Annotated in this window: 14 protein-coding genes; 7 read left to right on the top strand and 7 right to left on the bottom strand. The window is 58.7% G+C overall.

Features of this window, described 5'->3' with window-relative positions; genetic code table 11:
• Window positions 1-132 precede the first annotated feature (132 nt).
• From K5E40_RS17625 to gcl, 3 genes are all read right to left on the bottom strand, one after another.
• Window positions 133-1,026: a 2-hydroxy-3-oxopropionate reductase gene (locus tag K5E40_RS17625; RefSeq protein ID WP_221731934.1), complete on the bottom strand. Its 894-nt coding sequence runs from the start codon at window positions 1,024-1,026 to the stop codon at window positions 133-135.
• Window positions 1,027-1,184: 158 nt separating this feature from the next.
• A complete protein-coding gene (gene hyi, locus K5E40_RS17620) occupies window positions 1,185-1,967 on the bottom strand; it encodes a hydroxypyruvate isomerase (RefSeq protein WP_221731933.1) in 783 nt (260 codons plus the stop codon).
• A 140-nt stretch (window positions 1,968-2,107) separates the two neighbouring features.
• Complete coding sequence (gene gcl, locus K5E40_RS17615; RefSeq protein ID WP_221731932.1) at window positions 2,108-3,883, bottom strand: glyoxylate carboligase; 1,776 nt, start codon at window positions 3,881-3,883, stop codon at window positions 2,108-2,110.
• 268 nt (window positions 3,884-4,151) lie between these two features.
• Here gcl and K5E40_RS17610 point away from each other — a divergent pair, with 268 nt between their 5' ends.
• Together K5E40_RS17610 and K5E40_RS17605 are read left to right on the top strand one after the other, a co-directional pair.
• Entirely contained in the window at window positions 4,152-4,592 is a 441-nt protein-coding gene (locus K5E40_RS17610; protein WP_221731931.1) for a heme-binding protein, read from the top strand.
• A gap of 210 nt (window positions 4,593-4,802) precedes the next feature.
• The gene (locus tag K5E40_RS17605) at window positions 4,803-5,261 is read left to right on the top strand and encodes an REP-associated tyrosine transposase (RefSeq protein ID WP_221731930.1); all 459 of its coding nucleotides are present in this window, start codon (window positions 4,803-4,805) and stop codon (window positions 5,259-5,261) included.
• A gap of 133 nt (window positions 5,262-5,394) precedes the next feature.
• Here K5E40_RS17605 and K5E40_RS17600 read toward each other — a convergent pair whose 3' ends face one another.
• Entirely contained in the window at window positions 5,395-6,000 is a 606-nt protein-coding gene (locus K5E40_RS17600; protein ID WP_221731929.1) for a TetR/AcrR family transcriptional regulator, read from the bottom strand.
• A gap of 135 nt (window positions 6,001-6,135) precedes the next feature.
• Between K5E40_RS17600 and K5E40_RS17595 the strand changes: the two genes are divergently transcribed.
• Window positions 6,136-7,050: a DUF808 domain-containing protein gene (locus K5E40_RS17595; protein WP_221731928.1), complete on the top strand. Its 915-nt coding sequence runs from the start codon at window positions 6,136-6,138 to the stop codon at window positions 7,048-7,050.
• A 129-nt stretch (window positions 7,051-7,179) separates the two neighbouring features.
• On the opposite strand, the gene K5E40_RS17590 is transcribed toward K5E40_RS17595, so the two are convergent.
• Together K5E40_RS17590 and K5E40_RS17585 are read right to left on the bottom strand one after the other, a co-directional pair.
• On the bottom strand, window positions 7,180-7,968 hold the full coding sequence (locus K5E40_RS17590) for a VacJ family lipoprotein (RefSeq protein WP_221731927.1): 789 nt from the start codon (window positions 7,966-7,968) through the stop codon (window positions 7,180-7,182).
• On the bottom strand, window positions 7,961-9,259 hold the full coding sequence (locus K5E40_RS17585; RefSeq protein ID WP_221731926.1) for a serine/threonine protein kinase: 1,299 nt from the start codon (window positions 9,257-9,259) through the stop codon (window positions 7,961-7,963). Before K5E40_RS17585 ends, K5E40_RS17590 begins: the two co-directional genes overlap by 8 nt.
• A 224-nt stretch (window positions 9,260-9,483) precedes the next feature.
• Between K5E40_RS17585 and K5E40_RS17580 the strand changes: the two genes are divergently transcribed.
• A complete protein-coding gene (locus K5E40_RS17580) occupies window positions 9,484-9,852 on the top strand; it encodes a hypothetical protein (RefSeq protein WP_221731925.1) in 369 nt (122 codons plus the stop codon).
• 107 nt (window positions 9,853-9,959) lie between these two features.
• Here K5E40_RS17580 and K5E40_RS17575 read toward each other — a convergent pair whose 3' ends face one another.
• Complete coding sequence (locus tag K5E40_RS17575; RefSeq protein WP_221731924.1) at window positions 9,960-11,555, bottom strand: beta (1-6) glucans synthase; 1,596 nt, start codon at window positions 11,553-11,555, stop codon at window positions 9,960-9,962.
• 286 nt (window positions 11,556-11,841) lie between these two features.
• Between K5E40_RS17575 and K5E40_RS17565 the strand changes: the two genes are divergently transcribed.
• The 3 genes from K5E40_RS17565 (at window position 11,842) to K5E40_RS17555 (ending at window position 14,901) form a co-directional block, all read left to right on the top strand.
• Window positions 11,842-12,693 (top strand): glycine betaine ABC transporter substrate-binding protein, encoded by an 852-nt coding sequence (locus K5E40_RS17565; protein WP_221731923.1) that lies wholly within the window; start codon window positions 11,842-11,844, stop codon window positions 12,691-12,693.
• Between the two features lie 241 nt (window positions 12,694-12,934).
• Window positions 12,935-13,246 carry a DUF485 domain-containing protein gene (locus K5E40_RS17560; protein ID WP_221731922.1) on the top strand — a complete coding sequence of 104 codons (312 nt, stop codon included), beginning with the start codon at window positions 12,935-12,937 and terminating at the stop codon, window positions 13,244-13,246.
• Entirely contained in the window at window positions 13,243-14,901 is a 1,659-nt protein-coding gene (locus tag K5E40_RS17555; protein WP_221731921.1) for a cation acetate symporter, read from the top strand. Before K5E40_RS17560 ends, K5E40_RS17555 begins: the two co-directional genes overlap by 4 nt.
• The last annotated feature ends 187 nt before the right edge of the window (window positions 14,902-15,088 follow it).

The raw sequence follows: 15,088 nt of genomic DNA, 5'->3' as shown, positions 1-15,088 counted from the left end.
CAACGGTGCAGCGACCCGGTCCCTGTGGGAGCTGGCTTGCCAGCGATTCAGGCGCTGCGGTCCTTCAGAAAAACCGAGTCGATGCCATCGCGGGCAAGCCCGCTCCCACAGGGAGCGAGCCAGAGGCGCAGATTATTTTTTGTCGCGGATCGAGAAGTTGGCCATGTGTTCCAGGCCCTTGATCAGCGCCGAGTGATCCCAGTTGCTGCCACCGATGGCCGCGCAGGTGCTGAACACTTGCTGGGCGTTGGCGGTGTTCGGCAGGTTGATGTTCAGCTCCTTGGCGCCTTGCAGGGCCAGGTTCAGGTCCTTCTGGTGCAGGCTGATGCGGAAGCCTGGATCGAAGGTGCCTTTGATCATGCGCTCGCCGTGTACTTCGAGAATCTTGGACGAGGCGAAACCACCCATCAGCGCTTCACGCACCTTGGCTGGATCGGCACCGTTTTTCGAAGCGAACAGCAGGGCTTCTGCCACGGCCTGGATGTTCAGGGCCACGATGATCTGGTTCGCCACTTTCGCGGTCTGACCGTCGCCATTGCCGCCGACCAGCGTGATGTTCTTGCCCATGGCCTGGAACAGAGGCAGTGCGCGTTCGAAAGCATCGGCGTCGCCACCGATCATGATGCTCAGGGTCGCGGCTTTGGCGCCGACTTCACCACCGGAAACAGGCGCGTCGAGGTACTGCGCGCCTTTTTCATTGATCTTCGCCGCGAACGCTTTGGTAGCGGTTGGCGAGATCGAGCTCATGTCGATCACGACTTTGCCTTTGCCGATACCGGCAGCAACGCCGTCAGCACGGAACAGCACGTCATCGACCTGCGGGGTATCCGGGACCATGACGATGATGAACTCAGCTTCCTGAGCCACTTCGCGCGGATTGGCCAGCGCGACCGCGCCAGCGGCAACCAGGTCGGCAGGCGCGGGGTCGTGGTGCGCCGACAGGAACAGGCTGTGACCGGCTTTCTGCAGGTTCGCCGCCATTGGGTGGCCCATGATGCCGGTGCCGATAAATCCGATTTTAGCCATGAGAAAATCCTCTTGTTTTTGTCTTGCTCAAGCAAATTGGGGGTGTTGCATTGGGTGGGAGCGGGCTTGCTCGCGAATGCGGTGGAACATTCAATATCCGTGTTGACTGAACCACCGCATTCGCGAGCAAGCCCGCTGCCACAGGTTTTGCGTTGTTCTTAAATTGCGTTGTGGGTTTTCAGCCAGCCGAGCCCTGCTTCAGTGCTGGTCAGCGGCTTGTACTCGCAACCTACCCAACCCTGATAACCGATGCGGTCGAGGTGCTCGAACAGGAAGCGGTAGTTGATCTCACCGGTACCTGGCTCGTTGCGCCCCGGGTTGTCCGCGAGCTGCACATGGTTGATCTCGCCCAGGTGCGATTGCAGGGTGCGGGCCAGATCGCCTTCCATGATTTGCATGTGATAGATGTCGTATTGCAGGAACAGATTGGCGCTGCCGACCTGCTCGCGAATCGACAGGGCTTGCGCCGTGTTGTTCAAGTAGAAGCCTGGGATGTCGCGGGTGTTGATCGCTTCCATCACCAGTTTGATACCCGCCGCTTGCAGCTTGTCGGCCGCGTACTTGAGGTTGGCGACGAAGGTTTTTTCCACGGTGGCATCGTCCACGCCTTGCGGACGGATACCGGCCAGGCAGTTGACCTGGGTGTTGCCCAGCACTTGCGCGTAGGCAATCGCCAGGTCGACACCGGCGCGGAATTCTTCGATCCGATCCGGCAGGCACGCGATACCGCGCTCGCCCTTGGCCCAATCACCGGCCGGCAGGTTGAACAGCACTTGGGTCAGACCGTTGGCCTCCAGTGTTGCCTTGATTTCGGCGGAGCTGAAGTCGTACGGAAACAGATATTCCACACCACTGAAACCGGCCTTGGCGGCGGCGTCGAAACGGGCAAGGAAATCCTGTTCGGTGAACAGCATGGACAGGTTGGCTGCGAAACGCGGCATGGTGGTCTCCCGTAAATCTTGTGAAGTTCCCCTCGTGGGAGCGGGCTTGCTCGCGAAAGCGGTGGATCAGCCAACATCATTGTCGGATGTGGAAATGCTTTCGCGGGCAAGCCCGCTCCCACAGGGAGAGCGGTCAACAGTTAATCAAGCAGCGAAATCGCCGTAGGCGCATCGTTGCCGACCAGCGCCAGGTCTTCGAATTCGTTGACGGCGTTGATCTCGGTACCCATGGAGATGTTGGTCACACGCTCCAGAATGATCTCGACGATCACCGGCACCTTGAACTCTTCGATCATCTGTTCGGCCTTGCGCAGGGCAGGGGCGATTTCCGATGGTTCGAACACACGCAGTGCCTTGCAGCCCAGGCCTTCGGCAACCGCGACATGGTCAACCCCGTAACCGTTGAGTTCCGGCGCGTTGAGGTTATCGAAGGACAACTGCACGCAGTAGTCCATTTCGAACCCGCGCTGTGCCTGACGGATCAGACCCAGGTACGAGTTGTTCACCACGACGTGGATGTAAGGCAGTTTGAACTGAGCGCCGACCGCCAGCTCCTCGATCATGAACTGGAAGTCATAGTCCCCCGACAGGGCCACGACTTTACGGTTCGGATCGGCCTTGACCACGCCCAGCGCTGCCGGAATGGTCCAGCCCAACGGGCCTGCCTGACCGCAGTTGATCCAGTGACGCGGCTTGTAGACGTGCAGGAACTGCGCGCCGGCAATTTGCGACAGACCAATGGTGCTGACATAGCAGGTGTCCTTGCCGAACACCTGGTTCATTTCTTCGTAAACGCGCTGTGGCTTGACCGGCACGTTGTCGAAGTGGGTTTTTCGATGCAGGCTGGCCTTGCGCTGCTGGCAGTCTTGCAGCCACGCACTGCGGTTTTTCAGCTTGCCGGCGGCTTGCCATTCACGCGCCACTTCAATGAACACGGTCAGCGCGGCAGCGGCGTCGGATACGATGCCCAGGTCCGGCGTGAACACACGACCGATCTGCGTGCCTTCGATGTCGACGTGAATGAACTTGCGGCCTTCGGTGTAGACATCGACCGAACCGGTGTGACGGTTGGCCCAACGGTTACCGATGCCCAGTACCACGTCGGATTTCAGCATCGTTGCGTTGCCGTAACGGTGCGAAGTCTGCAGACCAACCATGCCGACCATCAACGGGTGATCGTCCGGGATGGTGCCCCAGCCCATCAGGGTCGGGATCACCGGGATACCGGTCAGTTCGGCGAACTCCACCAGCAGTTCGCTGGCGTCGGCGTTGATGATGCCACCACCGGCCACCAGCAATGGACGCTCGGCCTGATCGAGCAAAGCCAGCGCTTTCTCGACCTGGATGCGGGTCGCGGTCGGCTTGGCCAGCGGCAGTGGCTGGTAAGCGTCGATGTCAAATTCGATTTCAGCCATCTGCACGTCGAACGGCAGGTCGATCAGCACCGGGCCTGGACGGCCGGAACGCATCTCAAAGAAAGCTTTCTGGAACGCGTAAGGCACCTGGCCAGGTTCCAGCACCGTGGTCGCCCACTTGGTGACGGGCTTGACGATGCTGGTGATGTCGACAGCCTGGAAGTCTTCCTTGTGCATACGGGCGCGGGGTGCCTGGCCTGTGATGCAGAGGATGGGAATCGAGTCGGCCGAGGCGCTGTAGAGCCCGGTGACCATGTCGGTACCGGCCGGGCCGGAAGTGCCTATGCACACGCCGATGTTGCCGGCCTTGGTGCGGGTGTAGCCCTCGGCCATGTGCGAGGCGCCTTCAACGTGGCGAGCGAGGACGTGATCGATGCCACCGACTTTCTGCAGGGCGGAGTACAGCGGGTTGATCGCAGCGCCCGGGATGCCAAAAGCGGTATCAACCCCTTCACGGCGCATCACCAGAACGGCGGCTTCGATTGCTCTCATTTTGCTCATGGTTTTGTGCCTCTTTACGTTTTGTAATTGTATACAAGTGGCTTTGCGCAGAGTGTATTCACGGCGGACGGCGCAGGTCAATCCATTTTCTCAAGCGACTGTTTCATTCGTCGGAAGCCGGTTCTGCTGTGGCTTTTCGTCGCATGTGGCGCTTTTCGAGAATTATTGTATACAAAAAAATAACTCATTGTGTTCTATTTGTCGTATCGGACTGCGGCACAAAACCGCAGCCCCACGACTTTCCCTATAACAAAATGAGGACGGCACCATGAGCGCTTTAACCTTGAAAGTCGCAGTCAACCTGGTCAATGAAGCCATCAGCGCAGGGCGAGGCATCAATGCCGCGCCGCTGACCATCGCGGTACTCGATACCGGCGGCCATCTGGTCGCCGTGCAACGCGAAGACGGCGCCAGCCTGCTTCGCCCACAAATCGCCATCGGCAAAGCCTGGGGCGCCATCGCACTAGGTAAAGGCTCACGCCTGCTGGCGCTGGACGCGCAACAACGCCCGGCTTTCATTGCGGCGCTAAACAGCATGGGCCAGGGCAGCGTGGTGCCGGCACCGGGTGGTGTGTTGATTCGTGATCAGGCGGGTAACGTGCTGGGCGCGATCGGGATCAGCGGCGATCTGTCGGATATTGATGAGCAGGTGGCGATCAAAGCGGTGGAGGCGCTGGATCTGCGGGCGGATGCGGGGGTGGTTTCTTGATCTTTAGCGTCTGATTAACCGCTATCGCGAGGAGGCTCACTCCTACAGGATTTTGTGTCGTTCACAAGTTTTGTATTCAACATTAAAAACTGTGGGAGCTGGCTTGCCAGCGATGGCGGCGGGACTGACACATCAAGATAAAAGACTGCCTGACTTGATGGGGCACTGCGGTCTAGCCTTTTGATGAACTCATCATGAAGGGGCAACGGATTGCCTGATCTTCCTGCTTCACATCGTCTGCGAGCCGGCCGCTATGCCGAGCCAAATAGAATCTATCTACTGACAACCAATACACTTGATCGAGAACCGATCTTTACCGATTTCGCATTGGGCAGATTGGTTGTTCATCAGTTTCGCCGGGCACAGGATCTTGGGTTGGCAAAATCATTGGCATGGGTTGTCATGCCTGACCACTTTCATTGGCTCGTTGAACTGGGAAACTGTTCACTTCGCAAATTGATGCGAGAGACCAAGTCCCTGATTGCGCGCGAAGTGAATCTTTCCAGTGGTAAAAACGGGCCGCTTTGGCAGCAGGGGCTTCACGACCGGGCACTTCGAAAGGAAGATGATTTGGTGAAAATGGCGCGCTATGTAGTAGCCAACCCATTGCGAGCGGGCTTGGTGGAAAAACTTGGCGACTATCCGTTGTGGGATGCTATCTGGGTTTGATCTAAGACCGAGTTGCCGCCATCGCTGGCAAGCCAGCTCCCACAGGATTCTGTGTTGAACACAGATATGACGAACGACGTAGAACTTTGTGGGAGCTGGCTTGCCAGCGATAGCCGCGCCGCGCCGCGGTGTTTCAGTCCGGCTCACACCCTTTGAGCACCAACCGAATAATCGTCTGCGCCGCCGCTTCATAATCCGCCTCGTCCAGCTTGTCCTTGCCGGTGACCGCAGAAATCTGCCAGTCGAAGTCGGCGTAGGTCTGGGTGGCAGCCCAGATGCTGAACATCAGATGGTTGGGGTCGATCGGGGCGATCTGGCCGCGGTCGATCCAGGTCTGGATGCAGTTGATGTTGTGCTTGGCCTGGCCGTTTAGTTGCTCGACCAGGTCGGCGCTCAAATGTGGGGCGCCGTGCATGATTTCGCTGGCGAAGACTTTTGAGGCAAAGGGCAGGTCGCGGGAGATACGGATCTTGGAGCGGATGTAGCCGCTCAACACTTCACTCGGCACGCCGTCCGCGTTGAACGGCGTCGACGCCTGCAGGATCGGCACGATGATGCTTTCCAATACCTCGCGGTAGAGGTTTTCCTTGGACTTGAAGTAGTAGTAAACGTTGGGCTTGGGCAATCCCGCCTTGGCGGCGATGTCGCTGGTTTTGGTCGCGGCGAAGCCTTTGTCGGCAAACTCCTCGCTGGCGGCACGCAGGATCAGTTCTTTGTTGCGCTCGCGGATTGTGCTCATAAACCCGGTGGTTCCTTGCCTGTTCTGGCGGTTGCGCATGGTAGCACCGGCCTCGCGCAGCGCTCAAGAATGCCCCGTGTGGTCTGTGGTCGCGTTATGCTTCGCGCCATTGGTACATAAAAGGAAACAGGATTCATGGCAGGAAGCAGTTTGCTGGTGCTGGTCGACGATATCGCCACCGTTCTGGATGACGTGGCGTTGATGAGCAAAGTGGCCGCCAAGAAGACCGCCGGTGTGCTCGGCGACGACCTGGCGCTGAATGCCCAGCAAGTCTGCGGCGTGCGCGCCGAGCGGGAAATTCCCGTGGTTTGGGCGGTGGCCAAGGGCTCGTTTCTCAACAAACTGATTCTGGTGCCGTCGGCGCTGGCGATCAGCGCTTTCGTGCCGTGGCTGGTGACGCCACTGTTGATGGTCGGTGGTGCGTATCTGTGTTTCGAGGGTTTCGAGAAACTCGCGCACACGTTTGTGCACAGCAAGGTGGAAGACGAAGCAGGGCATGCGCAACTGACTGAGGCTGTGGCGGACACGGCGACCGATCTGGTGGCCTACGAAAAGGACAAGATCAAAGGCGCGATCCGCACCGACTTCATTTTGTCGGCGGAAATCATCGCCATCACCCTGGGCACCGTGGCTGGCGCCTCGCTGACTCAGCAAGTGATCGTGATGTCCGGCATTGCGATTGTGATGACCGCGGGCGTTTACGGTCTGGTGGCGGGGATCGTCAAGCTTGATGATCTTGGTCTCTGGCTGACCCAGAAGCCTGGGCAGGTTGCCAGGAAAGTCGGCAGTGGCATTCTGAGCGCAGCGCCTTACATGATGAAAACGCTGTCGGTGGTTGGCACGGCGGCGATGTTCCTGGTCGGCGGCGGCATCCTGACTCATGGCGTGCCGGTGGTGCATCACTGGATTGAAGGCGTTGGCGCGGCGGCAAGTGGTGTCGGGTTTGTGGTGCCGATGTTGCTCAACGGCGTGGCGGGGATTATTGCCGGGGCGGTGGTGTTGACCGTCGTATCCGTCGTCGGCAAGCTCTGGAAAGCCATTAAAAGCTGAGCACATTACCCCTGTGGGAGCGGGCTTGCTCGCGAAGAGGGAGTGCCAGTCACCTGTCCATTGACTGAGACGCCGCCTTCGCGAGCAAGCCCGCTGCCACATTTGCCGGATGTGGCTCCAGTAAAAACGTTACTCGGCAATCTGCAGCTTGCGCGACTCGGTGTACACGTAACGCACCTTTTCGTACTCGAACGGTGAGTTCAGTTGGCCGTAGCGGAAACTGGTCTGGTAGCGCTTGTCGACGGCGCGCAGGGCCCAGATCTCCGGATGGTTGGAGCTGACCTCTGAAACGTTTAAGAAGTTGACCGCCGATTCGGCGCTGTAGTCCACGGCGAGACCTGCGGTGTCACGCAGGTTCGATGGGCCGAGGATCGGCAACACAAAATAGGCGCCTCCCGGTACACCATAGAAACCCAGCGTCTGACCGAAGTCTTCGCTCTGGCGTGGCAGGCCCATGGCGGTCGCCGGGTCCCATAGACCGGCGACGCCGATGGTGGTGTTGAACAACAGGCGCGCAGTCGTTTTCATCGAGCGCTCGCCCTTGAACTGCAACAGGCTGTTGATCAGGTTCGGTACGTCGCCGAGGTTGTTGAAAAAGTTGCTCACACCGGTGCGCACGAAGCTCGGCGTGACGTAGCGATAACCGTCGACCACCGGCAAAAATACCCATTGATCGAAACGGTAGTTGAAGTGGTAAACGCGGCGGTTCCACTCCTCCAACGGGTCATACACGCTCAGCGCGTTGAGCGTGGAACGCTCAAATTCGCGCTGGTCCAGCCCCGGGTTGAATTTGAGTTTGGACAGCGGCTCCTTGAAGCCGTCACTGTCGACCACCACCGGTGCATTGGCTTTGCTGTTATCGGCCTGGGCCACGCCTGCACAGAGGAACGCTGCTATCAGCAGGAGATATTTAGCCACGGAAGAACTCCAGCATGGCGTCGCTGTTGACGCGGTAGTTAATGTTGCCGCAATGGCCGCCCAGTGGATAAACGGTCAGGCGATCACCAAAGGTTTTGCGCAGGAAGCCCAAGTCGCCCGGGCCGAGGATCACATCGTCGGCGTTGTGCATCACGGCGATTTTCGGGCTGTCGTGCAGGTAATCCTTGAGCGCATACAGGCTGACCTGATCAATCAGTTGCAGCAGACTGCCGCCGTCGGTGCGGGCGCGCCACATCGGGATCACCTGTTCGGTCAGGTAACAGTCGAAGTCGCATTGCAGCGCACGCTTGAGGAACGGTGTGAGGCTGGTGCCTTCGGTGATCGGGAATTTCGGCGGGGTGATCAGGCCGCGACGGTTGATCAGGTCCGAAGTGAAGGCAATATCGGCGGCCGAGAAGCGGAACGAGGTACCGATCAGCATCGCCATCTGTTCGTTGGACAGATGCTGTTTGGATTGCTGGAAGTCGTAGAGCAGGGCGTCGTTGAGGTCGATATAGCCTTTTTGCTGGAAGTAGCGGGTCAACTTGCTCAGCACCAACTCATAGAACGTTGTGCTGTTGTTGATGCCTTTGACTTCGGTCTGTACCAGCCTGTCGAGGTTGGTGATCGAGGTGTAAAGGTTGACCGGCGGATTGAGCAGCAGGACTTTCTTGAAATTGAAGCTGCGGCGGGTTTCGTCCAGATGCGCGACGAACGCCGCATCAAGCGCACCGAGGCTGTAGCCGGTGAGGTAGTAATCGGTGACTGGCAGTTTCGGGTTTTGCGCCCGCACGGCCTGCATCACACGGTACATGTCCTCGGCGTCTTCCTTGGTCACGCCCGGTGTGGCGAAGCGCGACGCGGCGCTGATGAAGTCGAAACTGGTCGGTGAGGACAGCTGCACGACGTGATAGCCGGCCTTGTAATAGAGTTTTTTCAGGTATTCGTTGAGCGTGCTGTCATAACGCGCACCGGTGCCGGCAATCAGGAAGATCAGCGGTGCTGGCTTGTCCTGGGTGGCGATACGGTAAGTAAGTTTTTTTACCGCCCAGAAATTGTCCGGCAGGATGAATGCCCGCTCCGGGCGCAAGGTGACGCTGCGGTCGGACTGATTGATGTCGTCGTCCAGTGGCAGTTCCGGGCGCAAGTCCGGCGGCGTGGTGGCGATGGTCGCCTCGAACGGGTTGGTCAGGGGGTAGCCATAACTGGCGGCGTCGATATCCGCCGCCAGTGCGGACGCACTCAAGATAAGGCCGCTGAACAGCGCGGCGAAGCGCAAGGAACGGAGCATGACTGGATCCCTTAGAGGAAGGTGCCGAATGAGGTTCGCAGGCTATGACCACCGGGGTTGCGCCAAAGTGCCATGCCGCGGCACCAAACAGGCATAATTCGGAGTAATAGTAGCCGGACGATACACTTTGCACCGCCCGGATGAATAGTTAACTGTTGTTAGCGCTTGCGTATGCCGGGCGGCGGATTAAGCTGGCGGCCGATTTCTGTCGATTGGAGTAATTCATGTCCCGCCGCTTGCCCGTGATGCTGTTGCTCGTTCTGCTGCCGTTATGGCTCGCCGCCAGCTATGGCGCGCGATACGGCTTCATGGAGGATGGCAAGTGGGTGGGCATCTGCGTTGATGAGGCCAGTCGCTGGGAGTGCCAGATGCGCTCCAGTCTGGGGCTGATGATTCACTTCAAGGTGTTGGGCTGGGCGGCGTTGGGTGCGGCATTGATCGGGTTCGTGTTGCCGGGTCGGGCAGGCTGGTGGCTGGCGGTGCTGGCGTTGGTGTTCGGGCTGCCGGCGCTGGCGCTGTACAACACAACGTTGGCGGTGTTTGCACTGGTGATTGCCGGGTTGCGCCTGGTCCGGCAATCTCGCGGAATCTGACAATCAGTCATCGCGGGCAAGCTCGCTTCCACAGGGAATTGTGTGCATTCAAGTCCAAATGTGGGAGCGGGCTTGCTCGCGAAGGGGGGCGGCGCAGACGCTGAAGATCAGCGGGTGCGAACCCGCAAGCATCGCCACAATGCCGCCACCATCAACCCGCTGACCAGTGCCCAGCCCAAGGCCTGTTGGTTCTGCAATCCTTCCTCGAACAACTGCGGTGCGATTCCGGCCCCGATGATAAAGGTCAGCAAAGCAATCTCCCGACGCGGCACGCTCACCGGTCGGCACAGGTACACCAGCGCGGGCAGAATGAACGCCGCACTGGCAAAGCTGCGATAGCGCGCATCGAACACCATTTCCAGCATCATCACCGCGGCTGCAAACCCCGCCGCGGCCACCAGCCAGCCGGCACGACGCTCCAGCAGATTGAAGGCGCGTTCACGCCAACCCGTGCGAGCGCTCAAGGTCAGCGCCGCATGCGCCAGCACCAACAGATTCAACGCTGTCAGCAACCCGACCCACAGCCATTCACTGGCAAATCGTGTGGTCACCCTTGCCAGATCGCCCCAAGCACCAATCGAGCAAGCGGCGAGGGCGCCCAATAACGGCAGCACCAGTGCCGAGCGTGTCGTGCGGACGCGACCACCAAGCATCAGCGTCCCCAGGAAAATCAAACCACCGACCGCCAGCCACTGCGACCAGTACGGCACATTCGTCACCGGCCCGGCGAGTACACCCTTGTCCTGACGATCGGCATCGAACAATCCCCAGTACCCGCCCACTGCGCCTTCGCTGCCACGTTTCCATGGCTGGTCAAACGCTTCGATCAGGTTGTAATGCCAGCCTTCCTTCTCGGCCATCGCGACAAACCCGCGGATGAACTTGGCTTCATTAACACGGCTGGGCAGGGCGGTCTCGCGCTGGCGGCCCTCACTCGGCCAGCCGGTTTCGCCAATCATCACATCTTTGGGGGCGAATTTATTGCCGAACACCTGACGTACATCCGCCACATGTCGCAGTGCAACGTCGATGCTCGAGGGTTCGTCCTCCCAGTACGGCAGCAGGTGAATGGTCAGGAAATCCACCTCTGGCGCGATTTCCGGATGCTTGAGCCAGAACTCCCAGACATCGGCATAAGTGACCGGTTGTTTGACCTGACGTTTGACTTTTTTGATCAACTTGGCCAGTTGCGCACCAGTGACTTCTTTACGCAGCAACGCTTCGTTGCCGACGATCACCGCGCTGACCACGTCCGTGTTGGCGTTGGCGGAAGCAATCAGCAGGTCGACTTCCTTCTCGGTGTCCACCGGATTGCTGTTGACCCAGGCGCCGATCATCAATTTCAGGCCATGTTTGCGCGCCAGGTCCGGGAGTGCCTCGAGCCCTGTCATGGAATAGGTGCGGATGCATTGAAACCGCGTCGCCAGCAGCGCAAGGTCGGCGTCCATGCGCTCCGGGCGCAGCTTGAACGGCACGTCGAACGGCGACTGGTCTTTGTCGAACGGGGTGTAGGACGCGCATTGCAGCTTGTGCGTCGGGGTGGCGGCATCCGGCAGGATCACCGGTTTACCGAGGCCGTACCAGAAGCCGCACAGTGCAAACAGCCCCAGCAGGCAGGCGAAAAGATAGGGGAGAAAAGGAAAACGGGACGTCGCGGACATGGTCGGGCCGTGTGGCTGCAAAGCGACGCATGTTACCTGCATTTATAGGGGGGTGGTGGCGCCCTTGGTTTTGACAAGCAAAGTTCGGGCGGATTGTCTGGTGTCATTTATAGAGAGAAGGTTGATGGCCTTCTGATGTCGTTTCTCGTTGCCTTGAGGTCGCTGACAGAGCAGGTCGTCGAAGGCGTGGGGTTGATGATCAAAAGCGTCAGTGCTCCGCTGATGTTCGAACGAGTTTGCGGTCAGGCGTGATGGGGGCGCTGTGCACCATAACAATACGTTGACGATGCCCGGCATCCGTCGGGCGCAGCATTTCGGGGAAGTAACGATGAAGATGCGACGACTTTTAGGCGCAGGTGCCGCTCTGGTGCTTGCGATGAGTTCCACATTTGCCAGTGCTGAAAAACAGACCCTGAACATCGGTTACGTTGACGGCTGGTCCGACAGCGTCGCGACCACTCATGTAGCCGCCGAAGTGATCAAGCAGAAACTCGGCTACGACGTAAAACTGCAAGCCGTCGCCACCGGGATCATGTGGCAGGGCGTTGCCACCGGCAAACTCGACGCCATGCTCTCGGCTTGGCTGCCGGTGACCCACGGCGAATACTGGGCAAAAAACAAGGATCTGGTCGTCGATTACGGCCCGAACTTCAAGGATGCGAAAATCGGCCTGATCGTGCCGGAGTATGTGAAAGCCAAGTCGATCGAAGATTTGAAAACCGATGACAGCTTCAAAAATCGTATCGTCGGCATCGACGCCGGTTCAGGCGTGATGCTCAAGACCGATCAGGCCATCAAGGATTACGGCCTGGACCAATACAGTCTCAAAGCCAGTTCCGGCGCCGGCATGATCGCCGAGCTGACCCGTGCCGAGAAGAAAAAAGAATCCATCGCCGTCACCGGTTGGGTCCCGCACTGGATGTTCGCCAAGTGGAAACTGCGCTTCCTCGATGACCCGAAAGGCGTATATGGCGCAGCTGAAACCGTGAACAGCATCGGCAGCAAAGAGCTGGATGCCAAGGCGCCGGAAGTGGTCAAGTTCCTGAAGAACTTCCAGTGGGCGTCGAAAGACGAAATCGGCGAGGTCATGCTGGCGATTCAGGATGGCGCCAAGCCTGAAGCTGCCGCCAAGGATTGGGTGGCCAAACACCCGGATCGCGTTGCTGAATGGACTAAATAAATACTTCACCGTCTAACCCTGTGGGAGCGGGCTTGCTTGCGAAAACGGTCTGTCAGTCGACTGATGTGTTGATTGACACGACGCTTTCGCGAGCAAGCCCGCTCCCACAGTTGTTTTGTGTGTACCGGAAATTGGCAAATACGTCATGGCGTTCTACTACTAAGGTCGTCTGGAACCTGGCTCGCAGCCGCATACAGTGAGTATTGTTCCAACAATAATCTGTGCTGCGAGGATAAAAACAATGAACGACAGCATTTACCTCTCGATTCAAAACAGTCCCCGATTCAAGGAGCTGGTGCAGAAAAGGGAAAAGTTCGCCTGGATACTCTCGGCGATCATGCTCGGGCTCTACTCCGGATTCATTCTTCTGATCGCCTATGCGCCGCAAGTGCTCGGGGCGAAACTCAGTCCTGAATCTTCGATTACCTGGGGCATCCCGATTGGTGTCGGCCTGATTGTCTCGGCCTTCATCCTGACCGCTATCTACGTGCGCCGCGCCAATGGCGAGTTTGACGACCTGAACAATGCGATTCTCAAGGAGGCTCAGCAATGATCCGGCGTTTACTGGCTCTTCTGAGCATCGCAGCGTTCGCTCCGGCAGTCTGGGCCGCTGAAGCCCTGACCGGCGAAGTCCACAAACAACCGCTCAACGTTTCTGCAATCGCCATGTTCGTGGTGTTCGTCGGCGCGACTTTGTGCATCACTTACTGGGCGTCCAAGCGCAATAATTCGGCGGCTGACTACTACGCGGCGGGCGGCAAGATCACTGGTTTCCAGAACGGTCTGGCAATTGCCGGTGACTACATGTCGGCCGCGTCCTTCCTGGGGATTTCCGCGCTGGTGTTCTCGTCCGGCTACGACGGGTTGATCTACTCGATCGGCTTTCTGGTGGGCTGGCCGATCATTCTGTTCCTGATCGCCGAGCGTCTGCGTAACCTGGGTAAGTACACCTTTGCCGATGTGGCGTCCTATCGCCTCGGGCAAACCCAGATTCGCACCCTGTCTGCCTGTGGTTCGCTGGTGGTGGTGGCGTTCTACCTGATCGCGCAAATGGTCGGTGCCGGCAAGCTGATCCAGCTGCTGTTCGGTCTCGATTACTACGTTGCGGTGATTCTGGTCGGTATCCTGATGTGCATGTATGTGCTGTTCGGCGGCATGCTGGCGACCACTTGGGTGCAGATCATCAAGGCTGTGCTGTTGCTGTCCGGTGCTACTTTCATGGCGCTGATGGTCATGAAGCACGTCAACTTCGACTTCAACATGCTGTTCTCCGAGGCAATCAAGGTTCACCCCAAAGGTGAAGCGATCATGAGCCCTGGCGGCCTGGTGAAAGATCCGGTCTCGGCGTTCTCTCTCGCTTTGGCGCTGATGTTTGGTACCGCAGGCCTGCCGCACATTCTGATGCGTTTCTTCACCGTGAGTGACGCCAAGGAAGCGCGTAAGAGCGTGCTGTATGCGACCGGTTTCATTGGTTACTTCTACATCCTGACCTTCATCATCGGCTTCGGCGCGATTCTGCTGGTCAGCACCAACCCTGCTTTCAAAGATGCGGCGGGCGCTTTGCTCGGCGGCAACAACATGGCGGCGGTGCACCTGGCTAACGCGGTGGGCGGCAGTGTTTTCCTTGGCTTCATCTCGGCAGTAGCGTTTGCGACCATTCTGGCGGTTGTGGCGGGTCTGACCCTGGCCGGCGCTTCGGCGGTGTCGCATGACCTGTATGCCAGCGTGATCAAGAAGGGCAAGGCTAACGACAAGGACGAGATCCGCGTTTCGAAGATCACCACCATCGCACTGGGTATTCTGGCCATCGGCCTGGGCATCTTGTTCGAAAGCCAGAACATCGCGTTCATGGTTGGCTTGGCGTTCTCCATCGCGGCGAGCTGCAACTTTCCGGTCCTGCTGCTTTCGATGTACTGGAAGAAGCTGACCACTCGCGGCGCGATGATCGGCGGCTGGCTGGGGCTGTTGAGTGCGGTAGGCCTGATGGTGCTTGGTCCGACCATTTGGGTGCAAATCCTGCATCACGAGAAGGCGATCTTCCCGTACGAGTACCCGGCGCTGTTCTCGATGGTCATTGCTTTCGTCGGTATCTGGTTCTTCTCGATCACCGACAAGTCGGCGGCGGCGGATAACGAGCGGGCGCTGTTCTTCCCGCAGTTTGTGCGTTCGCAGACGGGGTTGGGGGCGAGTGGGGCGGTTTCGCACTGATCGCTTGATGGTTGTATAGGTTGTGCTGAATGCCCCGGTTGAGAGATCGGGGCATTTTTTGTGGTGCGCCAGGCATGGCGCGTAGCGCCGTGACTGGCGCTGTTCAGCTCACTGTGGTGGTGAGCCGAACGACTTGGAGGTGAAAGTCCTCTACACACCCGGCAAGGGGAAGTGTTAGCCAGAGGCA

The sequence above is a fragment of the Pseudomonas baetica genome (genome assembly GCF_019733355.1).
GTDB classification, from domain to species: domain Bacteria; phylum Pseudomonadota; class Gammaproteobacteria; order Pseudomonadales; family Pseudomonadaceae; genus Aquipseudomonas; species Aquipseudomonas baetica_A.
This window is presented reverse-complemented; position numbering and strand designations above follow the sequence as displayed.